Consider the following 23,900-nt stretch of genomic DNA (forward strand, 5'->3'; position numbering starts at 1 on the left):
TTTGGAATGCGATCCGCTGAATGTGAAGGTGCAGCGCTGCGGGCTGCACCTTCATGTCATTGGATATGTAAACTCACGCAATCACGTGTTGAATGGTGTCTAAAATGGCTTGCGTGTTGTTTTGTTGCAGCGTGTTTCTAATGTCGGGTTTCATCATGGCGCGCGACAACTTGGTGAGCATCAGTAAACTTTCTTCTGCGCCTGACTCTGGAATCGCTAACGACACTGCCGTAGTGACAGGTTCGTCATCCATGGTGTCCCACTCAATCGGGTTAGCAAAATGCACCACAAAAATAGCCGGTGATTTCACATGGGATGATTTGCAGTGTGGTACGGCCATTCCCCCTAGAAACCCTGTGCTGTCATGCGACTCACGCGCTTGTAGTCCATTTGCAAATCCATCAACGCTGTCGATGTAACCCAATTGATGGGCGTGCTCGGCAATGAATTGAAACGCTTGCTGTTGAGAGGTTGAGTGGGCGTCAGCCAGAATATGCTCGACGTTAAATACGTTGTTCATCAGGGTTATCCATTCACTGCGGTTGAAGTAGCAACAGCGGGTGTGGTTGTTTCCTGCTGCATGGAGGTTGATGCGCCCGTTTCTTTTACATCCGCGATAGGCTGTTTAGAAGGACGGCGCCAGAATCCGATAATCATGGCAGTGGTTGCGATACCGGCAAAGGTACACGCAATCCATGTCACGAAGGGAATAGGCTGCTCGATGTAACCGATGAATGTACCCAACGGAGAGCCGATACCGCCGTAGAATTTCACGTCCAAGTAACCCACAAGACCACCGGCTAGCGCCGAACCTGCCACGCTGGCGGTGATGATTTGAACTGGATTTGCAGCTGCGAACGGAATTGCACCTTCTGTTACCCCGACAATGCCCATGCCGAATGCGGAGTTTGCAGAGACTTTTTCAGTGTCAGTGAAGCGGTTTTTAAACAGTTTTGACGCTAGGAAAATACCAAGTGGCGCGACAGATATTGCAGCTTGTGCCGCGGTGCCTGGAACGAAGTTAGCGCCTTCAATGCCGTATTTTGCAACGGTGTCAGTCCATACCGCAGTACCGAAAATCAGTGCGGTTTTGTTGACTGGGCCACCGAAATCGAAGCCGATCATTGCGCCGATAATGGCACCGATGATGAAGGTAGATGCACCATACGTGTTGGTTAGCCAGTTAAGGCCTTCATACAATGCACTCATGGCACCCGCGATAGGTTGACCAATGAAGTACAACACCACGACGGTAATGAAGAAGGTTGCGATCAAAGGGATGATCATGATTGGCACAAGCGGTTGAAGCAGTTTCGGCCATTTGATTTTCTTCAGGTACTTCACAAAGTAGCCAACAAGGAAAGCAACAAGGATGGCTGATAGGAAGCCGCCGCCCGCGTCAGTGCCTAAAAATGCTGGGTCGTTTGCCATGTATGCACCCAGCATAGCTGGAGCAATCGCAGGGCGATCCGCAATGGAGTTTGCAACGAAGCCTGCAAACAGTGGGATCATGAGAAGGAAGCCGATTTGACCCACTTTGAATAAGTGCGCCATGAAATAACCGAGTGGTTCTGTTTGGTCAAATCCCCACGCGACCATACGGCCCAGGTCATCACGTTGGAAAGCGAAGATATTTGCGATGGCCAGCAACAAACCTGCTGCAATAACCATCGGTACCATGTAAGAGATACCGCTCATGATGTGCTGAACAAAACCGTTTTCTGTGGTTTTACCCAAGGTCACGTTACCGACTTTTGTGCCTTTCGCTCCAAAGACAGTCGCATTTTCTTCGGCTTCTTTGATAAGTGCCATTGCATCGCGAATCGCGGCTTTTGGACGTGCCTTGTAAACACGTTTTCCAGCAAAGCGGGCAAGATCGATCTCAATGTCAGAGGCAATGATCACCAGCTCCGCATCATTGATCTCTTGTTCAGTCAGAATATTCTGCGCACCGATTGAACCTTGGGTCTCAACCTTTACAAAGAAATTGTGTTCTTTGCCAGCTTGCTCAAGGGCTTCAGCTGCCATGTAAGTGTGAGCAATACCAGCAGCACAGGCGGTTATCGCAACAACATTTTTGGTCATGAGGTTCTCCTTCTACGACCTTCAAATAGGGTTTTGGCAGGAAGATGATGAAAATATTTCCAGTTTAAGACTGTGATTGAGCGCATATTAGTCATTTTGTTGTAAATATTTACAGTTAAAGGGTGCAGTTCATCATGGAAATATTCTCAAAACACTGTAAATTTTTTCACCATAAAGTGAACAGTTAGTGTTCTCGTGAATGTATTTTCACATCCGACAGTGAGAGTGACACCGAATGCCCAACACGACTAATCAGCCCGACACGTTTTCATATTTGGTGCTTTCTGAGATCGCAGGTCGTTTAGACGGAAAGCTCAATACGGAATGCCACCGCGCATTGCCATGTAATGACATGCCGCTTTTGGCGTGGTGTACGCCAGATGAAAGAGTGGAAATAGTTGTAGAGGGAGCGGTAGACATGATGTTCAGTCACGGCGGTGGCGAACGAGGCGTGGTGCGCATGAAGCCCGGTGATGTGCTTCGCGTAGCGGCTCACGGTTGGAACTTGCCGTATGCTGATGAGGCAAACACCTTGAGCATTTGTTGTCGTGGTGAAAAGCTCGGACTGAGTTATAACCACTGGCAAGATGGCCGTTGCATCAGTTTGGCGAAATGGGCCATGTCACTGACATCACTGAATGCCTTGCTGCTTGGCTTGACGTCAGAAGTGCGGGGGTTAGGTGATGTGAAGCTTGATGTGTTGCTACGGACGATTTCTCGTAAGCTAAGTGCTCATGCGTCGGATGTGTCTAAGCAAAAGCAACTCTTCCATCAGATTCTGACTTACATGCGTTGCCATTTCCATGAGTCAATTTGCCGTGAATCGGTAGCTGAGCACTTCTGCATTTCATCAAGTTACCTTTCTCACCTGTTTCAGCAACACAGTGAGGTAGGGTTTAACGAATACATTAATCGAGAGCGCTTTGCTCATGCTCGACATCTTCTTATTGAAAAAGGGTTGCGTGTTAAACAAGTGGCGCTGGAAAGTGGGTTTGTGGATGCGGATTACTTTTGCCGCCTGTTTAAACGGCTAGCAGGGATGACGCCAACACAATATCGTCAGCAATACATAAACCAACAGCAGAGTTTCACTCAAGAGTTTTCGAACTAACTCTTCATGATCAGTGAATGGCGGTGGTTAGCCGTGGTGTTTGGGAAGTGGATGCTAGGCACGTTGATGCTTGTCGGCGCTATGAAAGCGAGCAAAGTATCGTTGAGCGGATATAAACTTTAGGCAACAAAAAAGCGCAGCCTAGGCTGCGCTTTTTCTTACACACAAAGAATTACTTCTTGATGCGTAGTACTGGTGTTTGACCAACAACAACAGAACCAGAAAGCTTGTTCAGCTCTTTGATTTCGTCCATGTTAGAAATAACAACAGGTGTCAGAGTAGACTTCGCTTTTTCTTCTAGCATTGCTAGATCGAATTCGATGATTGGGTCGCCAACTTTTACAGTTTGACCTTCTTCAGCGATACGCTTGAAGCCTTCACCTTTTAGCTCAACAGTGTCGATACCGAAGTGAACGAACATTTCGATGCCGTCTTCAGATTCGATTGAGAAAGCGTGGTTAGTTTCGAAAATCTTACCAATGGTACCGTTAACTGGTGCAACCATTTTGTCGCCAGTTGGTTTGATTGCGATGCCGTCACCAACGATTTTTTCTGCGAAAACAACATCAGGCACATCTTCGATGTTTACGATTTCACCAGAAAGTGGTGCCATGATTTCAATCACACCTGCATCGCTGCTGTCGTCAGAAACCAGCTTCTTCAGTTTGTCAAACAGACCCATAGTGTATGCTCCTAAGCGTTATCAATACTTTGCTGCCGTAGTTTAGCAGACAGTTTTTTCAGCAATGAATTTTTCTACATGTTCAGCGATTTCAGCTGCAGTAGGCATTGCCAGTGCTTCGTCTGCCATTGCTTTAACATCAGCAAAGTTGGCATTACGGATAATTTTCTTGATGCGTGGGATTGAGATGCCGCTCATACTGAACTCATCAAGACCCATACCCATCAGTAGTAGCGTTGCACGCTCGTCGCCTGCAAGCTCACCACACATGCCAGTCCATTTGCCTTCTTTGTGAGAAGCATCAATTACCTGCTTGATCACAGTAAGTACTGCTGGAGACAGAGGGTTGTACAGGTGAGAGATCATCTCGTTACCACGGTCAACCGCAAGAGTATACTGGGTTAAGTCGTTTGTACCAATGCTAAAGAATGCAACTTCTTTCGCTAGGTGATGAGCAATCGCTGCGGCTGCTGGCGTTTCAACCATTACACCGATCTCGATGTTCTCGTCAAACGCATGGCCTTCTGCACGAAGTTCCACTTTGTACTCTTCGATGGCTTTCTTCAGCTCACGGATTTCTTCTACAGAGATGATCATAGGGAACATCACGCGTAGCTTACCGTGTGCAGATGCACGAAGGATGGCACGAAGTTGGTCGCGTAGAATATCACGACGATCCAAGCTGATGCGAATTGCACGCCAGCCTAGGAACGGGTTCATTTCTTTTGGCAGATCCATGTACGGTAGATCTTTGTCACCACCGATATCCATGGTACGGATAATCACTGGGTGACCTTGCATTGCAAGCGCAACGTCTTTGTATGCTTTGTACTGCTCTTCTTCAGTAGGCAGTGCATCGCGGTCCATGAATAGGAATTCTGTGCGGTAAAGGCCTACACCTTCGCCGCCATTACGGTTGATACCGTCGCAGTCTTTAACGGTACCGATGTTACCGCAAACTTCTACTTGGTGACCGTCCAGAGTGATTGCTGGCAAATCTTTCAATTTAGCCAGTTCTTCTTTCTCTGCGATGAATTCATCACGGATCGCTTTGAATTTGTTTAGCTCTTCTTCGCTTGGGTTGATAACAATCTTGTTGTTGATTGCATCAAGTACCAGCATGTCACCGTTGCTCACTGTTTTAGTGATGTTCATGGTGCCAACGATTGCTGGAAGCTCTAGTGAGCGCGCCATGATTGAGGTGTGAGAAGTGCGACCACCGATATCGGTGATGAAACCTAGTACGTAATCTAGGTTGATTTGCGCAGTTTCAGAAGGTGTTAGGTCGTTAGCAACCAAAATCACTTCTTCGTTGATAGCGCTTAGAGAAACGATGTTGATACCCAGTGCGTTCTTAACAAAACGTGAGCCGATGTCACGAATATCAGTTGCGCGCTCTTTTAGGTATTCGTCGTCAAGAGATTCAAGCGTCGTTGCTTGCTCTTCAAATACGCTGTAAATCGCGTAATCAGCCGCTGCGTTGTTCTCTTTAATGAAAGCTATGATTTCTTCTTCTAGCTCTTCATCTTCCAACAGCATGATATGGCCTTCAAAGATAGCTTCTTTCTCTTCACCAAAGGTGATGAGTGCTTTTTCTTTGATAGCTTCTAGCTGAAGTTTAGATTTTTCGCGCGCATCGAAAAGGCGCTGAATTTCCGCATCCAACTGATCAGCTGGAAGAGGGTTTTTATTGATGACGATTTCGTCTTCTTGAAGTAGCAGCGCTTTACCGAATGCAATACCAGGAGATGCCAGAATGCCTGAAATCATAGCTTTACCTTACGTTGACCAAATTTAAATGCTAATGGATAGAAAAAAGCTGGATTATTCCAGCTCGTCCATCAGTTTAACTAGGTGATCAACAGCTTCTTGAGCTTGTGCACCATCAGCTTTGATGGTTACAACAGTACCTTTAGTCAGGCCAAGAGTTTGCAGTTTGAACAGGCTAGTTGCGCTCGCTTCTTTACCGCCAGATTCAACAGTAATTTTTGCATCGAAGCCTTTTGCTTCCTTAACAAACTGAGCAGCAGGACGAGTGTGCAGACCGTTTTCAGCAGTGATTTCTACTTGCTTTTGATACATGATTTACCCCGATACATTATTTATTTAAGTTTATGTATTAAATCTGTTGATAGCTTAAACCGAATGACCTGATTTGGCTATCGGTGGACGATAAACTAACGAAGATTTGCATGCCTTTGCTTAATCCAAGTCAAATTTTTGTGACATTTTCGCTTGAATGGGCATGTGCCTCGAAGACGAGGCGGCTTTTTATTTCGAGCCTCGAAAATAAGAGGCGGGGATTTTTTACTAGAGCGGACTAAAAAAATCAAACAAAAAAGCCCCTGAGGGGCTTTTTTGTTGTCTCTCAGACTATTGTCTGTAACAAATTGTATCTGTTACTGCTGATTTTCTAGCTCAGTGAAGATACCTGCGAACAGTGCAGTACTGAGGTAACGCTCACCAGAGCTCGGCAAAATGGTCACAATGTTCTTGCCTTCAAATTCAGGAAGCTCTGCAACTTTGTTCGCTGCGACAACGGCTGCACCAGATGAAATACCGGCCAGAATGCCTTCTTCTTCCATCAAACGACGTGCCATGGTAATCGCTTCGTCAGAGGTAACGTGAACCACTTTATCAATCAGTGAAAGGTCAAGGTTGCCAGGTACGAAGCCTGCACCGATACCTTGGATTTTGTGTGGTGCAGGTTGAACTGCATCACCCGCAACAGTTTGTGCAATAACCGGTGATTCTGAAGGTTCAACGGCAACAGTAGTGATCGCTTTACCTTGGGTGTTTTTGATGTAACGGCTAACACCCGTAAGCGTACCGCCCGTACCTACACCGGCAACAAAGACGTCGATTTCACCGTCAGTGTCTTCCCAGATTTCAGGACCCGTTGTCTTTTCGTGGATCTCAGGGTTAGCTGGGTTATCGAACTGTTGAAGCAACAGGTATTTCGCAGGGTCAGTTGCGACAATTTCTTCTGCTTTAGCAATGGCGCCTTTCATACCCTTTGCCGCTTCTGTTAGCACAAGGTTTGCACCCAATGCTTTAAGCAGTTTACGGCGCTCAAGGCTCATTGATTCTGGCATGGTCAGCGTTAGCTTGTAACCACGCGCAGCTGCAACGTAAGCCAACGCAATACCTGTGTTACCACTGGTAGGCTCAACCAACTCTATGCCTGGCTTCAGAGTGCCTTTTTTCTCGGCATCCCAAATCATGTTCGCACCGATACGACATTTAACGCTGAAACTTGGATTACGCGCTTCAATCTTTACCAGCACTTTTCCGTTAGATACACGGTTAAGGCGTACTAGAGGGGTGTTACCAATGGTGGTTGTATTATCTTCGTAAATCTTACCCATGTTCTTCGTTCCTTCGGTTTGCTGGGGAATACGTCTAAAATAATATCGCCGTTTGCATAAATGCAAAGGAATCGTTGGTTATATCTTATTGTGATTTCAGAACTTAGACAGTTATTTTCGGCGTTTGTGATATGGAATGTAGACTGATGTTGGCTAATTATGAAGGCATTTGTGTGTAGAACTCTACCGCCCGTGAGGTTGGGCGGCAAAGTTAACGAGAAGTATGTAGACGTGAATACTAAAGAGGCGTTTCGTTCTTCGATATTTAGTATCGCGCGAGTTCACCACGATACTTGTCTACCCACATTGCGGTTGCACCACACACGGCGACAGGCATGACAAACAGGTTAAGCACTGGCGTCATGGTAAACACCATGACTAACGCGCCAAAGCTCATGGTCATGCCTTTTTGTTCGCGCAGTGTCGCTTTCATTGATGGAAACGACACGCGGTGGTTATCGAACGGATAATCACAGTATTGAATGCCCATCATCCATGCGCTGAATAAAAACCAGAGCACTGGCCCCAGCGTTTGCCCGATAGCTGGAATCCACATCAATATCAGCAAACCTAGAGCTTTAGGTAGGTAATACCAAAGCTTTTGCCATTCTCGTTTGAAGATACGCGGTAAATCTTTAATGATCCCAGCGATGCCATCATCCGGTGGGCGTTTACCAGTGAGCTTTGCTTCCAAGTGCTCAGCAAGTAGGCCATTAAAGGGGGCGGCTATCCAGTTGGCGACCGTGCTGAAAAAATACGAACAGATCACCAGCGCGAAGATTGCCAGCAATGGCCATAATAAGTAAGACAACCAGTCCAACCAAGAGGGTATATAAGAGAGCCACCCGTCAATCCATGTACTGAGTTGTGACAATAGCACGCTAATTAGGGTACCCATCAACAAGAGGTTAACCATCAGAGGAATGATGACAAATCTGCGGATACCTGGTGTAAATGCCAGAGAAAATCCACGCAGGAAGTAACCTGCACCGGATGTTGGTTGTTGTACCAGTTGTGAGGGGGTCATAGTGTCTCCTTGCTTTAACCTCTGCATGGTAACGGTTTCCTGTTGGTATTGGCAATTTATGCTGACGTGGAATTTTTAAGTGCATTGCGTGTCAAAAGCCAGAAAGAACAGGCACTTTTTGAGTGTTCTTATTGGTTGTGCATTAACTTTTATGCGCTTTTTGGTACAGTAGTCAGCAAATTGTATGCGCGACATTGCCAAAGCTTGTTCCAAGGTGTTTAGATAGGGGCTTGCTCTATGGTTTCTCGTCGCTAATTAGATAAATACTGAGATTAAATGATGCAGGAATTGCGCCTTGTATTGATCATTTTGGGAGCGGTAGCGATAGCTGCGCTTCTGCTTCATGGCCTTTGGACCAGTAGGAAAGAAAAGCCTGCCAAATTTGGTGAAAAACCCATTGGTAAGCTGACAGGGAAGGATGACACTGGCTTTGATCAGGACGGTATCGGCTCTGTTCGTGTTATTAAATCGGGTGATGACACACCCAAAGTGGACAGGAAGGAACCGGGTTTAAGCTTTGGCGATAAATCTGATGTTGATCCGCTGTTCGCTAACGAAATGCATTCTGACGATGCATCGGCACCTGATACGCGTGTGGAAAATGACCTTGAGTCAAATGTCGTCACGAATGATGTGGTTGTCGACACGAAAGAAGAGGCGTTTGATTTACCGGCTTTCTCTGCGTCTGACAACGATGCGCCATCTTTTACCGTTGATGAGCCAAGTGTTGAGGCTGAATCGGTTGTAGTTGAGCCGAAGAAAACGTCGAACGATTTCTATCAAACCGCGTCGTCTTATGATGAAGATGTGGTGGATGAGCCTGTTAAGGACGCCGTTGCTGAAACAACGGAAGAGCAGGACATTGTTACGGTTGATGAAGAACCGGAAGCTGCACCTGAGCCTCAACAACAAGTGCTAATCCTCAATGTGCAGGCGGGCAACAACCAAGAATTTGATGGCACTGAGTTGATTAACTGCCTTGAGCAGCATGGTCTGCTGTACGGCGAAATGGAAATCTTCCATCGTCACGCTGATTTAGCGGGCACGGGTAAAGTGTTGTTTAGTGCGGCGAACATGTTCAATCCGGGCAGTTTCCCATTAGAGACGATTCATCAATTCACGACACCGGGCATTTCATTGTTTATGACGCTGCCGTGTTATGGCGAAGCGGATCAAAACTTTAAGTTGATGTTGCAAACCGCTCAGCAAGTTGCGGATCAGTTAGGTGGCTTGGTGACGGATGATTCCCGTACCATGATGACGCCTCAGCGCATTGATACGTACCGAGACAAGATAAAGAAATTCCATTCACCTGCTTGAACGGTGTGAAGAAAAAACGCCCCTTTGGGGGCGTTTTTTTATGGTTTTTTTTGGAAAATCACCTGATGGTTGTCTTTTACTTCACGCGTTTCCAAGGCCCGCCATTTGATGGAAGATCGCCTTTCGTCCACCATTTCGCTTCATAACTTGCGCGTTCAAACATTACGATATCACCCGCTGAGTAAGCAATGCCTTCGCTCCATGCTTGATTGTTACCATCTGCTTGTGCCAACCATACTGGGGAGGTGCCAGGTTCTTCGCCTTTCGTCCACCACAGTGCGGTGTATTGCGTACCAAGATGGTTTACTGAATCTCCCGCCAGATACACGCTATTGGCACTCCAATCTGTTTGTCCTACGGGACCACTGCCTATTACTGCAATTTCAACGATCGTTGATACGGTTGCTTGGCCATCTGTCGCTGTAATTTGAATTTGCTGGCGCAGATCCTGAAGAGTGTCCGGTGCTGAATAAGTCACAGTGGCTGTGTTTCCTTGAATCGAGAAGCTACCTGCGGAGAGGGTGAAATCTACAGGGTCGTTATCTGCATCCGTCGCGGACACTGAGAACTGAACATCCTGACCGCTGTCAACGGAGACTGAGGCAGGGGCTGACAAAACAGGTGCAGAATTAACGGTGGCTTTTTTCACTTCCAATTGGAAACTGTGGTTGGTGTTTTTCACAAAGACCAAGTTGCCATAGAGGTCACTGCTGTCCCAAGCGACTGTGCCGTCTTCTGCCAATTTACCCAAACGCGCGCTTGATGATGTGTTGTTGACTGTGTCAGCGAGTTGCCCACCCCACACGGTTTCAACGTCATTGCTAGCGTCTATTGGCAGCTTTTCGAATACCGTCTCAGCACCTGAACCATCAAACACGCGGAACCACACGGTGTCGCCAGCAGAAGCATCCGTGGTGGATTTAATCGCACTGCCGATGCTGTTCCATGTTGGTGCCACAACATCACCGCCAAAGCTGATATCACTGCAGTTATAGAAGCCTTCCCCTGCCGCATCGACGCGTTGCCAGCGTGAAAAGAGCACTGCATTGCCTGTTCTATCTGTCGGGAGGGTTACTTGCATTTGGTAGTATTTCTTCTCGTTGATCACGACAACGGGCAAGTCATCGAATTCAGCGATTAAATCAATATCAGACCAAGCCAGTGGTGACGAGGCCGGATTGTAATTGGCGTTTGATAAGTAGATCTTCCAGAAACTTGGGTTGTGCGGCGTATCGGCATGATAAAGCAGCGTCAGTTTGCCATTAGCGGCGGGATCGATGGGCGTGGATTGCCATTCTGAAGACGGTAAATCAATACCCGCTTTATCAGGATCGCCACCAGAGCACAGAGCGCCGCTTGGTATGGCTTCTTCAACGGCGGCTTGGTTGGTGTAATCAGAGGCAAGCTTGGCAAACTCATGTTTTTGAATAAAGGGTATCCAACTGGATTCCCAGAACGCAGCGCGACAGGCTGTGTTGGGGATGGTTGAGCCGTCTGCAGCATCCCAGAAGCCGCCATCACTGTCGCAGATTTCTTGTCGTGCGGGCGGATAATCCATATACCCATGTGCGGATACCGTGTGCGGAATTGCCGCTGCTGAAACAGCTGAAGCCATCGCGATATAGGGGAGTAATCGAGTACGTAACATGTTCCTTCCTTTTGTGTTTCTCGTTGTTTTAGTGATTGCCTCCTTGGTGTGCGCAATTATTAAAAACGCTTCAATTCTTTGTTATCACAATTAAAAAGTGGCTCGAAAAAGAAAGCGATTTTTTTCAAAAGGATGAAAATCTTCTTCGTAAACAGGAAGGTAAATCACTAAACAGTCGTGGCGGTAAACGCAGCGCAATCTGGCTTAACATATTGAGAGATATGGAAGAAAAATGGCATTGTTTGAAAGGGTCAGCATGAAGGCAGGGAAGGAGGAAACCGAGTGAGGGAGAGAACCTTCCTCACTCGGTATTGATCAATGTTTGTCTAGAGCAGCCTCAATCAACGGCGCAAGCTTCTCAGCGGGCAAGTAGCCCGGTACAACATCACCGCCAATGATCATGGCTGGTGTGCCGCGCAGGCCAAGTTGCTGGAATAGAGAAACGTTTTTCTCAACCATCTCGACGGTAGCATCGTGTTGTTTGAGTTGATCTCGCGTCCCCGTTTTATCAGCGATACGTGCCAAAGAGCGTTGATCATGAGCACTAGGTTTGGTGAGGAGTAACTGGTGAACATCGAAATATTTATCACGCGCTTGTTGCCATACGTTCAGTGCAAATGCCGCTGAATTCATGTCAGACAAGGGGGCGTCCATTTCTTTTAGCGGCACATAAATGTTGACCACTTTTATGTCTGGGTAGGTTTTGGCCATGTCATGCAAAACCGGATCGAGGCGTTTGCAGAAAGGGCAGTTGTAGTCGGTAAAGTTCACGATGGTGAGCTTGGATTCCGGTGCGCCGAACTGCGTATGTTTGGGGTTGCTATAGAGGTAGTCATGGTTGGCGGTGAGTATGCCCTTGATGCCTTGTTGCTGCGCGACGTATTGCGTCAGGCTTTGGTGTAAACCTGGAATAATGTCAGGGTTTTGCTGAAGCAGCGTAGTGATGGCATTCAATTGCTGTTGCTGCGTTTTATTCAACGCTGTCTCTGACACTGCATTGAAAGAGGTCAAGGTGGCGATCATCACCAACAGGATCGAAAACAATGTATTTTTCATCTTTTTAACTCATCAATTGTTAGGAAAACCACAGGCGAGCCAGCAGACCCGGCGGCGTAGTAATGCCTGTTGTTATAGATTCAACCTTGCCATTTTTAATGATGACGATGGTAGGTGTGGCTTGAATGCCCCAGGTTTGTCCAATGATCCCTTTCTCGTCGTTGATGGTATCAAAATGAAGGTCATGACTCTCGAGATAAGCTTGAATTCGGCGGTTGTTACCTGACGTCATCGCAACGGATACCACAGGGTAAGAATCAGAAAACCAGTCAACGGTTGGCGTGACAAATTTGCAGGCCGGACACCATGTCGCCCAAAAATACAGCACAACTGGTTCTTCATGGCTGAGGGTAACGAGATCAATGGATTCGCCGGATAGTGTCGTCATTGGCATTGCTGGCACTGCGCCTTTTGGCATGTCTTGGGTTCGCCACCAATCCATCGCAAATGCCATCACACTGAAAAGAACCACTAAAGTCGCAAACTCTCGAAGCCACCATTTGGGGTTCTTCCATTTACGTTTGGGTTCCATTTTCTGTGGCGTGTTGTCACTCATAAGATGTTCCTTTTGCGTGCGTGATGGCATTGAGTACGGCATCGTTGGAAAGGATCACAGGTAGAGGGATCCCACTTGGTGCATTGGGGCCATAAACAATATTGAAGGGCACGCCATATCTGCCGTGGCGTTGCAGGTATTGAGTGATGGAATCACTGGGTGAGGTCCAATCGCCTTGCATTCGTATGATGTTTTCACCGTTAAGTTCGCTGTAAACCGGATCTTGAAGCAACACGCCAATCTTGTTGGCTTTGCAGGTGATGCACCAATCTGCCGTGACATCAACAAAGACGGTTATACCTTGACCGACATAGTGACTGATTTGGGCGGAGGAAAGTTTCTCCCAAGTGTGATCGGCGGGCAGCGGCGTGGCCCATTTGGACGCTGTTAAGCTTGCCGTTACTATGCCAACCACAAGCAACACCATGGCAAGCGCACTGACGATAACCGTTGTTTTTCTCCCGTATACTGATGATGTTCGCCATAGAAAAAGCATCGATACTGCGAGAATAATGGCGATTACCCAACCAAAAGAAAGGTGGTTTTTCTGCAATGACATTAACCAGATACTGGTGGCAAGCATCATCACACCGAAAGTGACTTTTAAAATGTTCATCCAACGCCCGGGTTTGGGTAAACGCTGAGCAATGGATGGCTTTGCGGCAACCAGCAACCAAGGCATTGCCATACCGAATGCCAATGCGGTGAAAATGACAAACAGCATGAGGTAGTTCGTGGTGAGAGCAAAGGCGACGGCCGTGCCCAAAAAAGGCGCTGAGCAGGGTGTCGCGAGCAAGGTAGCAAACATGCCTTGCGTGAAATGGCCGACGTAAGAGTTATCTCCTTTGCTGGCAAGCCAAGTATTTGCCGTGCTGGGAAGGCGGATTTCAAACAAGCCAAGCATGTTGGCGGCAAAAATAGCGGTCACCGCCACCATCACGCCGATGAAGAATGGGCTTTGAAATTGAATCCCCCAACCAAAAGCATGTCCCGTGAGTTTCAGGGCACTGATTAGTGCAGCAATGACCCAAAACGAGAAAAGAATTCCCATCGCAGAGGAAATGAATTGGCGTCGGATCTGCGATTTTTCCAGTCCTTGTGCGGATACCACGCTGCTGAGCTTCATGCCGAGGACAGGTAGGACGCAGGGCATGATGTTTAAAATCAATCCGCCGACTACAGCGAACAACATTGCAGTGAAAAATGACGGTTGAGAAAACGTGGTCGCAATGCCTTTCAGCACTGTCGACGGTTGCTCTGCGATAAAGCTGTCATCGAGAAATGTCACCTTGAGCGTTTCATCGGCTAACTCTGGCTTTCCCATCCAACTGCTTGCATCAAAGCGTGCGCGTAAGGTGTTTCCCGTCACTTGAATGTGGGGAACGGAAAAAAAAGTGTCCTGAACGGCGTCGGTGTTTCCATCAATCAATACATCCGGCGAGTGCCAACCGGTCGCTTTTTTTGCAGTGACCTCTACCTGCTGCGCATTGTCATCCCAAATGACAGATAGCCCTTCGATGAGCGGGGAAGACTGAGGCACATTACTCATGCCTTGTGCGAATAAGTGAAGTGCCTGCGGGTCAGTTTTCAAGGCCGCTGGTGTTGCTGTGAAATCAATGGGGTAGTCGGTGAGTACACACACGGTTGTGCATGACGATACCGTGACCTTGCCTTTGATATTCACTTGCTGCTGAATATCCTGCGCCGTAAACGTTAGCGGGAAAATAACGTGGCCTTTGTAGCCAAGGGTATCAATGCCTAAAAGGTCAAAACGCTGAGGGGCAGGCCAGTGCCAATCGATGTCTTTGATGTTTTCTGATGCGTGCCAATCAAAGCTCGGCGCGATACCGCCTTCACCTGGCGTTCGCCAATAGGTTTTCCAATCATCATTTAATTGGACTTCTAAAAAGCCATCAAAGGTATTGGCATCAGGGTTGGTTGAGCCCGTTAGCACGATGCGGGTGCTAAGCGGAGGGTGTTGAGGGTTGGTTAGCCAGCCTGTTGAGGGGCTTTCTGCATGCGCAGTCATGACTGCTGATAACGCGATGCTCAAACTCACGATGAGCAAGAGTAGCGTTCGTGAGAGTGCTTTTAAAACGTGCATGGGTGTATTCCTAGAAAAATAAAACAAACATAAAAACGTCTAGCGAGTGCCAGTGTTTGATGTGTTTATTCTCTAAAAACGCAAAACGTGAGGTGTAATCGCCGGGGCGGAGGGATGGGTTCTATGGTTTTTGGAACAAATGTCGATGTCGATAGCAACCATGCAGTTAGGGCGAATGCCAACACCCACATGGTCAATGTGGCTGATTCCCACGATGACGGAGATAGCTGAATGAGATTTTCAGAAAGCTCGCAATTACTCGCCGAAGCCGTTGTGTCTTTGTTCGATGTCAGTAAGGCACTTGGCGCTGATGACGTCCCTTCGATTGATAGAGCTGCATTGTTCGTGTTGCAGGCATTGAATATCCCAGCGTTTTGCGACAAACACACAAACACCACCCACCATATAAAGGTAAGTGCCCACTGCGCACGTGTGATGGATTTAATCTGTCGCAACATCTGAAAACTCTGTGTTATCGAATCTGTCGTTTATACCCAAACATTCAGCATCCTGCACCTTCAGGTTGCTTGGGTCACTCTCTCTATTGAACACGGTTGGACGCAGATTGGGAATGTTTGTTCAGTGTTTTTTTATAAAAACATCTAAATCCAGAAGGTTGCATGCGGTAAAAAGCAGTCAGGCCCAAAGAATTGGGCCTGACAGATGGAGCGAAAAGGTTATGGTGAATAGCTTCTATGGCGTATCAGACACAGTCGCAGGCGCATAGTGTTGAGGACCAAGATGCGTCAGTTCAGGGATAATGGTGGCGATGGTCATGGTTGACCATGTCCCCGCGACAATACCGATAAACATGGTAATGGAAAATCCATATAGAGGTTCTCCTCCGAGTAACCACAGCGAGCCCACAGAAATCAGCGTTGTACCCGATGTGATCAAAGTGCGCGACAAGGTAGAAACAATGGCGCGGTTGTTCAATTCAGCAATTGGCAGACTGACGTTGGCTTTTAACAGTTCGCGAATGCGGTCCGAAATGATGATGGAGTCATTGAGTGAGTAACCCAATACTGCCAGCAATGCAGCTAGCACGGTGAGATTGAATTCCATCCCCGTCATCGAGAAGAAACCTAACAGTAATACCACGTCATGAACCAAGGCCAGTAACGCCCCCGACGCCAGTCGCCATTCGAAACGCATGCTCAAGTAGCCAAGGATGACCAACAGCGTAATCAGTACCGCCAATCCCCCTTGCTCCGCCAATTCTTGCCCCACTTGTGGGCCGACTAGACTGACGTTGAGCATTTCTACGTTGTCTGAAAAACCACTGAGTAGCGTTTTGATCTCTGGTTGACCGCTTAACGTCTCAGGTGCGGCGTAACGAAGTACCCACTGACCTGGGTCACCGGCCTCTACCACGGAAACTGGCTGGTTTAACGCGGTTTCTAAATGGGATTGAATGTCTTTTGCCGTTAGGGTTTTGTCCAGTTTGACTTCACTGATCATACCGCCGGTGAAATCCAACCCATAGTTCAAGCCTTTCGTGGCGAGCGTGAAAATGGAAATCAGCATCACTACACAAGAGAACAAGCTGCCTGCATGGCGCCATTTGGTCATATTTTTCATTGTCATCATGGTTATACCCTCACATCACGGCGCGCATCTTTACCCCAAAATAGGTTAATCACCGCGCGAGAAGCGAAAATACCCGTGAACATGCTGGTCAATAGACCTAGCCCCAACGTGAGGGCGAAGCCCTGAATAGGACCATTACCGATTGCGTACAAAGTTGCGGCAGAAATTAGCGTGGTGATGTTTGAGTCCAAAATGGTGGCAAACGCACTGCTAAAGCCAAGATCAATGGATTGCGCGAAGCTTCTTCCTTCCCGCATTTTCTCTTTTATGCGCTCGAAGATAAGTACGTTGGTGTCAACGGCCATACCAATAGTGAGCACGAGACCTGCAATACCTGGAAGCGTGAGAACTGCACCAGGCAGTAACGCGATCAGACCCAACAACATCACCATGTTGACGAGAAGGGCAAGGTTCGCCACCCAACCCAATTTGCGATACCACACCGCCATGAACAGTAAGGTTAACCCCATGCCAAGCGCCAGCGCCGCGAAGCCGTTTTGAATGTTTTCAGCACCCAAAGACGGACCAATGGTGCGTTCTTCTACAATGGTGACGGGGGCGGTCAGTGAGCCAGCGCGCAGCAACAGCGCTAAATCTTGGGCTTCATCAAGTTGGCCCACTCCTGTGATGCGGAAGCGATTACCCAGTTGAGATTGAATCGTCGCAATACTGATGATGGTGTTGGTTTGTTCAACATTGCCTTTGCTGTCTCGGCTGTATTCGCTATAGGCCGTTCCCATTGGGTCGCCAATGTGCTTTGCCGAGTAGTCAGACATCATTTTTCCGCCTGAGGCATCCAGTGAAATGTTCACTTCTGGCGTGCCCATTTCGCCCATTCCTGCTCGTGCATCCACAATGTGCTCACCAGATAGGATCGGTTTGCGGCTCACGTAAACAGGTGCACCGTTGTCATCAGGGATCATCATTGAACCCGGCGTCGGTGATGTTTTCACTTCATAGAAAGCCAAACTTGCCGTTGCGCCAATGACATTTTTTGCGGCTGCGGGGTCTTGAACACCCGGTAATTCAATACGAATACGGTGTTCACCTTGACGCTGAACAGCGGCCTCAGTGATGCCCAATTCTTCAATGCGGCTGCGCATGGTTTGCAGGTTTTGCTGCACTGTGAGGTTGGTGAGGGTTTGTTTTTCTGACTCTTTTAGACTGACGGACAAGCCCAAATCACCTTTACCTTGTACGTCCCATTGCGGGAATTGTTCACGAAGGTGTTGTCGAACGGCACGTTGTGCCTCGTCGGATGGCGCATTAACGACGAAACCATCGGCGTTTGACTGATGAACACGCAGGCCTCTAATGCGGTTTTCGCGAGCAAACGCTTTGACAGAATCTGCTGCTTGGTCGGCATGAGAACGGAATACTTGCTGCATATCTACATCCAGCAGGAACTGCACACCGCCACGTAAATCGAGCCCAAGCTTAATGGGCTTGAAACCCATCTCAAGCAACCAACTCGGGGCCGCTGGGACCATACCTAGCGTGACAATGTCGTCTTTGTTCGAATACTCCGTCAGAATACTTTTCGTTTTGTTCTGATCAGCAACATCTTGCAGGACAACGGTGGTGCTGTTGCCTTTCTGGTCAATGCGTTTCACATCGACGCTGTGTGCATCCAATTGTTGTTTCAGTGCGACAGGGGTGATGCCATTGTCTTTATGTTTGATGAAAACGGCCGCCTCTTCACCAAACCAAGAAGGAAGGGCACTGAGAAGCATAATGATGATGGTCGTCACGAGAACGACGTATTTCCATGCCGGATAATGATTCAGCACGGTCTTTCGTTTTGGTTTTAACTGCATAGCAATCGTCTCACTGGCAATCGGCCAGCAACTTTGTCTTATACCAATCAGATTGGTATCAATTTATGGCACGTAAGGAGCCGCCAAAACGCTAAGTTCGCGTGAGGCTGGTGTTCAAACGTGCAAAAGCGGTGAGCGAGATGCTCAAAGAAAAGAATTAAGACGTGGAGTCAGCTTGGCTGATAAACCGATAGAGCAGATTGGAATCCTTCCATCCTGAAATACGGTGCAAAGAGGAAGGGGGACCTCTTAACGTCCAATCGTGCCAATGGCGTGAAGAAACGTGCACATGCTGCAATCGTGATGGAATGCTTGAAGGTTCGAAATCAAAGACGAGTTCGTAGTTAGGTTCCGAGTTGTGCAATCGCTCAGGCAGAAAAGAGCCGTTTCGAAGAATGGATGACAAACCGGGAGCAATGGATTTTGCAGGCGCGCGATGTTCCAGATGAGCATCGTTTTGTGATTCTGTGGCATCTTGCTGGTGGTGAGTCGCGGGTGAAAAAACGAGAATCGAAAGGTCCGACACTGCCGTTTGTCGTTCGAAAGACGTGGATGCGCCAGCAGAAAAACAGACGAGTAGCAAACTGAGCAAAACGCCCAATAGACTTCGTTGTTTATTCCAAGAACGGCACATACAAGGACTCACTCATAAATTCGGTTTCATATTACTGGCGAGTGCTGCTTTCAACAAGCAATGAATGTGGCTTTGTGAGGAATCTGAAAATCGGTTAATCCTTCTCCAACATCGGTGAATTTCGACATTGTGTAACTGCAACGCAGATAAGCTTGAGGTTATACTACGGCCTAATTCTATTTATCCTTTACTCGTCGTTTGAGTGAAGAAGACTGACTGGGCTGAATTGATGACCTCGGATATCCAACAACAATTGCAAGCGCTGAAAGCGCAGCTTAATTATCATGGCCACCTTTACTACGTAGAAGACAAGCCAGAGCTTCCTGATGCGGAGTATGACCGTTTGATGCAGCAATTGCTGGCGATGGAGTCAGAGCACCCTGAGTTGGTTTCTGCAGATTCTCCGAGTCAACGTGTTGGCGGTCAGCCATTAAGTGCGTTTGTTCAAGTGAGTCACGAAATTCCAATGTTATCGCTCGACAATGCGTTCGATGATGACGAACTGAAAGCGTTTGAAAAGCGCATGAAAGACCGACTGAACGACACGGCTGATTTTACATATAGCTGTGAGCCTAAATTGGACGGTCTCGCGGTGAGTTTGATGTACGAAAACGGCGTGCTAGTACAGGCGGCCACCCGTGGTGACGGTGCGACGGGTGAAAACATTACGCACAATGCCCGCACGATCCGTAACGTTCCACTGCAACTTCAAGGCTCAGGCTGGCCTGCACGCTTAGAAGTGCGCGGCGAAGTGTTTATGCTCAAAGATGGCTTCGATAAGCTGAATGAGAAAAACCTAAAAAAAGGTGAAAAGGCCTTCGCAAACCCTCGAAATGCCGCGGCTGGCAGCCTTCGTCAGCTGGATCCAAAAGTTACCGCAACCCGTCCTTTACGCTTTTATGCTTACTCGGTAGGTGTCATGTCTGAAGCGTTTGGCGATTCACACATTGGCCGTTTAGAGCAACTTCGTCAGTGGGGCATTCCATTGAGCCCTGAAGTGAAGAAAGTGAACGGGCTAGATAATGTGATTGCTTACTATCAAGACATCATGGAACGTCGAAACGCGCTGCCTTACGAAATCGACGGCGTCGTGATTAAAGCTGATGTCATTGCAACGCAAGAACAATTGGGTTTTGTTGCTCGCGCGCCGCGTTGGGCCATTGCTTATAAATTCCCAGCACAAGAAGAAATCACCACGTTATTGGATGTTGAATTCCAGGTAGGTCGAACCGGGGCCATTACGCCTGTTGCCAAGCTTGATCCAGTCTTCGTTGGCGGTGTGACAGTATCTAATGCCACGCTGCACAACGCAGACGAAATTGCGCGTTTGGGCGTAAAAATCGGCGATACCGTCATTATTCGTCGTGCCGGAGATGTTATTCCACAAATCGTAAATGTGGTTGAGAGCAGAAGACCTGATGACGCGAAAGACGTTGTTTTCCCAGCAGCTTGCCCTGTGTGTCATTCGCATGTTGAACGCATTGAAGGTGAAGCTGTTGCGCGTTGTTCTGGTGGTTTGATCTGTCGCGCTCAGCGTAAAGAAGCCATCAAGCATTTCTCATCGCGTAAAGCGCTCGATGTTGACGGCTTGGGCGATAAAATCGTCGAGCAATTGATTGATAAAGAATTGGTTCAAGCCCCTGCGGATTTATTCAAGTTGTCAGCAGGCCAAGTCACCATGCTAGAGCGCATGGGGCCTAAATCGGCACAAAACCTTGTTGATTCACTGAACAAAGCGAAAGAAACCACGCTGCCGCGCTTTATATACTCATTGGGTATTCGAGAAGTAGGTGAAGCAACAGCGGCGAACCTCGCGAACCATTTCTTTACGCTTGAAGCGATTCGAGAAGCGACGGAAGAAACGTTGATAAACGTTCAAGATGTTGGTGTTATCGTCGCTAAACATGTCACTTCTTTCTTCGGTGAAGAGAGAAATAAAGAGGCGATTGATGCGTTACTGGAAGCGGGTATTCATTGGCCTGAAATTGCTGCGCGAGATGAAAGTGTCTCTTTGGCGCTTGATGGAAAAGTGGTTGTGTTAACCGGCACACTGTCTCAAATGTCTCGTTCTGATGCCAAAGCGGCACTTCAAGCGTTAGGTGCGAAAGTGACAGGCAGTGTCTCTGCGAAAACTGACCTTTTGATAGCGGGCGAAGCCGCGGGTTCCAAACTGACCAAAGCGCAAGATCTCGGTATCGATATCTTAGATGAAGATGGAATGATGCAACTGCTCTCCTAAATCTCGACGCTTTTTTCGCCCACGAACGCCAGTCTATGACTGGCGTTTTTTTTGTGCTCGGAAAACAATGAGTCCATGAGGCAGATAATTCTTTAAGAGAAATATCATGTTTCATTAATGATTACCCGTTCCTCTTTGGAGAATATTTTCTTGTGATCTAGATCGTCAAGATTGAAAAATTCCCAGTTGTATCAATGTAATTGCTTATTTAAGTGTTTGAAATTAATCATTTTATGTTTTTAACTTGATGTTTTTATATAAAATGGAGATCTTGATCACGAACATGGCTGGAACTTTGCACCGAGTCATATTTTTTTAATAACAAATAAAGTTCTCATTGATGTTTTTTCACGTGGAAGTAGGCTGAATACATCGGTTGAGGGAGAGTTCAATCGGTTTCTATAAATCTAAAGTGATGAATAAATTATCATTTTTGACGAACGAATAATCAGATCATTGCTTTCGGCGGCCAACCTTTAAAAGCAATGGAATGACGTTTAGATATCCCTTTTAGGAGTTTATTCCATGGAAAAAATGTTCAAACGTTCACTATTGGGTGCAGCAGTAGCAGTTGCAGCGGTTTCAGGTAGCGCAAATGCAGCAATTGAGTTGCACGGTCAGGCGGTTCAACTTTACGGACAAGCTGCTGCTTCTTACCAAGTATGGGACCCAACAGCTTCTGGCGCAGAGACGAATGCGGGTGTTGAAGTTGAATCACGTATTGGCTTTAAGGGTGTTGTAGAGTTTGATGATTTTGCGCCTAACTTTGTTTGGCAAATTGAGTCAGGTAATGCGAACAACCGCGATAGTGGTACTGACCCTTGGAACAAATACCACGGTATCCTAGGTGGTCGCGATACATACGTTGGTCTTCAATTTGAAGATGTTGGTACAGTAACATTTGGTCGTCGTACTGTTGCAGTATACGACTACCTTGATTGGCCACACACGAACCCAGGTCTTGGTAATGTATTTGACTGGACCAATGCGATTGACGCTGGCTACGAAGACCGTGCAGATAACGTTTTACGTTGGGATTCTGCGAACTTTGGTGGCTTTAATTACCAAGCAACACTAAGTGGTATGGGTTCTACAACGGATGCTGCTGTTATCTCTCTTGCTGGTTCATACACCGGTGATAACTTTAGTGTTCATGGTGGCCACTACACGCAAGGCGAGTATGACGAAACTACGGATGGCGCAACAACCCAGAAAGGCGATGTGAACTATAGCTTGATTGGTGGTAGCGTATGGTTTGGTAAGGCAACCTTCACCGCTGGTTATAAGATGATGAGCAATGATCTTGCTAACGATGACCAAGATGCGATTTCTGTAACTGGTCAATACTGGCTGAGTGACAAGTGGCTAACTAAAGTTGGTTACGCACAAACTTTCGAATCAGACCTAGGTACTGACAACGAATCAACTGCAATCACTGGTCGTATTCTTTATGCACTTCCAAGCATGGTTTGGTACGCAGACGTTCGTAACTATGAAATGCTGAACGATAAAGAAAACTCAGGAAGCGGTACTCGCTTCATGATTGGTACTGAGTACTACTTCTAAGCAGAGCTTCATCGAAGTTTAAATGAGTATTCAAATAGAGCGAGCCGCAAAGGCTCGCTTTTTTCTATCAATATTTTTATTTCAATACGCTCAGGTAGATAGAGAGTTAGAAGTCGTGATGGTACAAACGCGTCAATCTTGCTGAAGACTAAGTCGTTCGGTTTTGAGTTAGCTAGAGGTTTTTCACAATGAATATTATTAAATGTGTTTTGGTATTGGCCGCATTATCTGTTTCTTCAGCGTCTTTCGCTGATGTGAACGTGAAATTGCATCGCGATTTAGAGTTTATGGTTATCAATGGCGAAGAGCTTGGTTTTAATCTAGGTACGCAGAAAACGACAACGGTACCTAACGGCCAGAATCAAGTGGTTATTCGAGTGAGTAAGCTTTTACCTAAGGGAAGTGCACACGAAAAATTTAACTCTCGTCCAATAGTTGTGACATTTGATGCGAGCAATACTGAATTAGAAATCATTCCAACACGTAGAATTGAATCATCGCGCGATGTGAGTGGTTTTGACCTAAAACCATCAATCGATATTGAAAGTTCAGATGCAATTGATTTTCATCAAGGTGTGTTGCAGCGAGGCCCTGGTGTTCTGCCCGATATACAAAGGGATCTGGCGCTTTTTAATAAAACAGAAGGTATTCTGGTGAGCACTGTTGCAAGTCCCGATCTCGTTGTGAATGAACTTCCTATTGCTGCTTCAGTGCAACCGAAGAACAGAGTTCAGGAAAAGGACGGTAACCGTTTTATTTTGCTCCAGGCAGATTTTCTTAGGATGACACCGGAGCAACAGAAAAGCTTTCTATCGTGGGCTGTTCAAAATGTGCAATAGCATGTGACTGGAATGAATGACTTGCGAGGACAAAGAGGCTTTACTTTCAAGTAAAGCCTCTTTCCATTTGGCTACTAATTTACCACTGATTGCCTTAGTTTCGGACGAAGGTACCGTTTTCATATGTACACATCATAGACGGTACATAGTTTGTTGAGCCGTCACTGTAAGTGCATGTTACAAGAGGACCCATCTGAGTTGCGGAACCACCGCTTCCATTGTTTGCATGTGCTGAAAAATTGATCGAAAGCGATAAAG

At 47.1% G+C, this 23,900-nt stretch carries 20 protein-coding genes; 6 read left to right on the forward strand and 14 right to left on the reverse strand.

Translation table 11 applies throughout. From position 1 onward, the window contains the following. Positions 1–73 precede the first annotated feature (73 nt). Positions 74–520, reverse strand: coding sequence for a PTS sugar transporter subunit IIA (locus BCT27_RS16925; protein ID WP_102318254.1), 447 nt, complete (start codon positions 518–520; stop codon positions 74–76). A 5-nt stretch (positions 521–525) separates the two neighbouring features. After that, positions 526–2,085 carry a PTS fructose transporter subunit IIC gene (locus tag BCT27_RS16930; RefSeq protein WP_102318255.1) on the reverse strand — a complete coding sequence of 520 codons (1,560 nt, stop codon included), beginning with the start codon at positions 2,083–2,085 and terminating at the stop codon, positions 526–528. 235 nt (positions 2,086–2,320) lie between these two features. Between BCT27_RS16930 and BCT27_RS16935 the strand changes: the two genes are divergently transcribed. Next, the gene (locus BCT27_RS16935; protein WP_102391994.1) at positions 2,321–3,196 is read left to right on the forward strand and encodes a helix-turn-helix transcriptional regulator; all 876 of its coding nucleotides are present in this window, start codon (positions 2,321–2,323) and stop codon (positions 3,194–3,196) included. A 172-nt stretch (positions 3,197–3,368) separates the two neighbouring features. Here BCT27_RS16935 and crr read toward each other — a convergent pair whose 3' ends face one another. From crr to cysZ, 5 genes are all read right to left on the reverse strand, one after another. After that, entirely contained in the window at positions 3,369–3,878 is a 510-nt protein-coding gene (gene crr, locus BCT27_RS16940; protein ID WP_017009306.1) for a PTS glucose transporter subunit IIA, read from the reverse strand. Between the two features lie 42 nt (positions 3,879–3,920). Next, positions 3,921–5,648, reverse strand: coding sequence for a phosphoenolpyruvate-protein phosphotransferase PtsI (gene ptsI / locus BCT27_RS16945; protein WP_102318257.1), 1,728 nt, complete (start codon positions 5,646–5,648; stop codon positions 3,921–3,923). A gap of 54 nt (positions 5,649–5,702) precedes the next feature. Continuing rightward, positions 5,703–5,960: an HPr family phosphocarrier protein gene (locus BCT27_RS16950; RefSeq protein ID WP_002537934.1), complete on the reverse strand. Its 258-nt coding sequence runs from the start codon at positions 5,958–5,960 to the stop codon at positions 5,703–5,705. Between the two features lie 317 nt (positions 5,961–6,277). Further along, positions 6,278–7,246, reverse strand: coding sequence for a cysteine synthase A (gene cysK / locus BCT27_RS16955; protein WP_102318258.1), 969 nt, complete (start codon positions 7,244–7,246; stop codon positions 6,278–6,280). 265 nt (positions 7,247–7,511) lie between these two features. Further along, complete coding sequence (cysZ, locus tag BCT27_RS16960) at positions 7,512–8,273, reverse strand: sulfate transporter CysZ (protein WP_102318259.1); 762 nt, start codon at positions 8,271–8,273, stop codon at positions 7,512–7,514. A gap of 276 nt (positions 8,274–8,549) precedes the next feature. On the opposite strand from cysZ, the gene zipA reads away from it, so the two are divergent. Further along, a complete protein-coding gene (gene zipA, locus BCT27_RS16970) occupies positions 8,550–9,593 on the forward strand; it encodes a cell division protein ZipA (RefSeq protein ID WP_102396322.1) in 1,044 nt (347 codons plus the stop codon). A gap of 76 nt (positions 9,594–9,669) precedes the next feature. Here zipA and BCT27_RS16975 read toward each other — a convergent pair whose 3' ends face one another. The 4 genes from BCT27_RS16975 to BCT27_RS16995 form a co-directional block, all read right to left on the reverse strand. Further along, entirely contained in the window at positions 9,670–11,241 is a 1,572-nt protein-coding gene (locus BCT27_RS16975; protein ID WP_102396323.1) for a lytic polysaccharide monooxygenase, read from the reverse strand. A 315-nt stretch (positions 11,242–11,556) separates the two neighbouring features. Further along, positions 11,557–12,297, reverse strand: a complete 741-nt coding sequence (locus tag BCT27_RS16985) for a DsbA family protein (protein WP_102391991.1) — start codon at positions 12,295–12,297, stop codon at positions 11,557–11,559. A 19-nt stretch (positions 12,298–12,316) separates the two neighbouring features. Next, the gene (locus BCT27_RS16990) at positions 12,317–12,853 is read right to left on the reverse strand and encodes a protein disulfide oxidoreductase (RefSeq protein ID WP_102396324.1); all 537 of its coding nucleotides are present in this window, start codon (positions 12,851–12,853) and stop codon (positions 12,317–12,319) included. Beyond that, the gene (locus BCT27_RS16995; RefSeq protein ID WP_102396325.1) at positions 12,846–14,957 is read right to left on the reverse strand and encodes a protein-disulfide reductase DsbD family protein; all 2,112 of its coding nucleotides are present in this window, start codon (positions 14,955–14,957) and stop codon (positions 12,846–12,848) included. The genes BCT27_RS16990 and BCT27_RS16995 overlap by 8 nt, the downstream gene beginning before the upstream one ends. 231 nt (positions 14,958–15,188) lie before the next feature. Here BCT27_RS16995 and BCT27_RS17000 point away from each other — a divergent pair, with 231 nt between their 5' ends. Further along, complete coding sequence (locus tag BCT27_RS17000; RefSeq protein WP_102318266.1) at positions 15,189–15,419, forward strand: hypothetical protein; 231 nt, start codon at positions 15,189–15,191, stop codon at positions 15,417–15,419. 231 nt (positions 15,420–15,650) lie between these two features. Here the strand turns inward: BCT27_RS17000 and secF are convergent, their stop codons facing one another. The 3 genes from secF to BCT27_RS17015 form a co-directional block, all read right to left on the reverse strand. After that, entirely contained in the window at positions 15,651–16,547 is an 897-nt protein-coding gene (gene secF / locus BCT27_RS17005; RefSeq protein WP_102391989.1) for a protein translocase subunit SecF, read from the reverse strand. Positions 16,548–16,549: 2 nt separating this feature from the next. Next, entirely contained in the window at positions 16,550–18,364 is a 1,815-nt protein-coding gene (secD, locus tag BCT27_RS17010; RefSeq protein WP_102396326.1) for a protein translocase subunit SecD, read from the reverse strand. Between the two features lie 157 nt (positions 18,365–18,521). After that, positions 18,522–18,998, reverse strand: a complete 477-nt coding sequence (locus BCT27_RS17015) for a hypothetical protein (protein WP_102396327.1) — start codon at positions 18,996–18,998, stop codon at positions 18,522–18,524. 229 nt (positions 18,999–19,227) lie between these two features. On the opposite strand from BCT27_RS17015, the gene ligA reads away from it, so the two are divergent. The 3 genes from ligA to BCT27_RS17030 all read left to right on the forward strand — a co-directional run bounded on the left by ligA (position 19,228) and on the right by BCT27_RS17030 (position 23,642). Continuing rightward, positions 19,228–21,237 (forward strand): NAD-dependent DNA ligase LigA, encoded by a 2,010-nt coding sequence (gene ligA / locus BCT27_RS17020; protein WP_102396328.1) that lies wholly within the window; start codon positions 19,228–19,230, stop codon positions 21,235–21,237. A 525-nt stretch (positions 21,238–21,762) separates the two neighbouring features. Continuing rightward, positions 21,763–22,803 (forward strand): porin, encoded by a 1,041-nt coding sequence (locus BCT27_RS17025; protein ID WP_102396329.1) that lies wholly within the window; start codon positions 21,763–21,765, stop codon positions 22,801–22,803. Positions 22,804–22,991: 188 nt separating this feature from the next. Continuing rightward, positions 22,992–23,642 (forward strand): YccT family protein, encoded by a 651-nt coding sequence (locus BCT27_RS17030; protein WP_102318272.1) that lies wholly within the window; start codon positions 22,992–22,994, stop codon positions 23,640–23,642. Positions 23,643–23,900: the final 258 nt, after the last annotated feature.

It is taken from the genome of Enterovibrio norvegicus, assembly GCF_002876705.1.
In the GTDB taxonomy this organism is placed as follows: Bacteria; Pseudomonadota; Gammaproteobacteria; order Enterobacterales; family Vibrionaceae; genus Enterovibrio; species Enterovibrio norvegicus_B.

Excerpts from the sequence above, each read along its gene's own strand:
- BCT27_RS16975 (WP_102396323.1), bottom strand. The coding sequence starts at position 11,241 with ATGTTACGTACTCGATTACTCCCCTATATCGCGATGGCTTCAGCTGTT.
- BCT27_RS17030 (WP_102318272.1), top strand. The coding sequence starts at position 22,992 with ATGAATATTATTAAATGTGTTTTGGTATTGGCCGCATTATCTGTTTCT.
- ptsI (WP_102318257.1), bottom strand. The coding sequence starts at position 5,648 with ATGATTTCAGGCATTCTGGCATCTCCTGGTATTGCATTCGGTAAAGCG.
- secF (WP_102391989.1), bottom strand. The coding sequence starts at position 16,547 with ATGATGACAATGAAAAATATGACCAAATGGCGCCATGCAGGCAGCTTG.
- BCT27_RS17015 (WP_102396327.1), bottom strand. The coding sequence starts at position 18,998 with ATGTGCCGTTCTTGGAATAAACAACGAAGTCTATTGGGCGTTTTGCTC.
- cysK (WP_102318258.1), bottom strand. The coding sequence starts at position 7,246 with ATGGGTAAGATTTACGAAGATAATACAACCACCATTGGTAACACCCCT.
- BCT27_RS17000 (WP_102318266.1), top strand. The coding sequence starts at position 15,189 with ATGAGATTTTCAGAAAGCTCGCAATTACTCGCCGAAGCCGTTGTGTCT.
- BCT27_RS16930 (WP_102318255.1), bottom strand. The coding sequence starts at position 2,085 with ATGACCAAAAATGTTGTTGCGATAACCGCCTGTGCTGCTGGTATTGCT.
- cysZ (WP_102318259.1), bottom strand. The coding sequence starts at position 8,273 with ATGACCCCCTCACAACTGGTACAACAACCAACATCCGGTGCAGGTTAC.
- secD (WP_102396326.1), bottom strand. The coding sequence starts at position 18,364 with ATGCAGTTAAAACCAAAACGAAAGACCGTGCTGAATCATTATCCGGCA.
- BCT27_RS16935 (WP_102391994.1), top strand. The coding sequence starts at position 2,321 with ATGCCCAACACGACTAATCAGCCCGACACGTTTTCATATTTGGTGCTT.
- BCT27_RS16950 (WP_002537934.1), bottom strand. The coding sequence starts at position 5,960 with ATGTATCAAAAGCAAGTAGAAATCACTGCTGAAAACGGTCTGCACACT.
- zipA (WP_102396322.1), top strand. The coding sequence starts at position 8,550 with ATGATGCAGGAATTGCGCCTTGTATTGATCATTTTGGGAGCGGTAGCG.
- ligA (WP_102396328.1), top strand. The coding sequence starts at position 19,228 with ATGACCTCGGATATCCAACAACAATTGCAAGCGCTGAAAGCGCAGCTT.
- BCT27_RS16925 (WP_102318254.1), bottom strand. The coding sequence starts at position 520 with ATGAACAACGTATTTAACGTCGAGCATATTCTGGCTGACGCCCACTCA.
- BCT27_RS17025 (WP_102396329.1), top strand. The coding sequence starts at position 21,763 with ATGGAAAAAATGTTCAAACGTTCACTATTGGGTGCAGCAGTAGCAGTT.
- BCT27_RS16985 (WP_102391991.1), bottom strand. The coding sequence starts at position 12,297 with ATGAAAAATACATTGTTTTCGATCCTGTTGGTGATGATCGCCACCTTG.
- BCT27_RS16995 (WP_102396325.1), bottom strand. The coding sequence starts at position 14,957 with ATGCACGTTTTAAAAGCACTCTCACGAACGCTACTCTTGCTCATCGTG.
- crr (WP_017009306.1), bottom strand. The coding sequence starts at position 3,878 with ATGGGTCTGTTTGACAAACTGAAGAAGCTGGTTTCTGACGACAGCAGC.
- BCT27_RS16990 (WP_102396324.1), bottom strand. The coding sequence starts at position 12,853 with ATGAGTGACAACACGCCACAGAAAATGGAACCCAAACGTAAATGGAAG.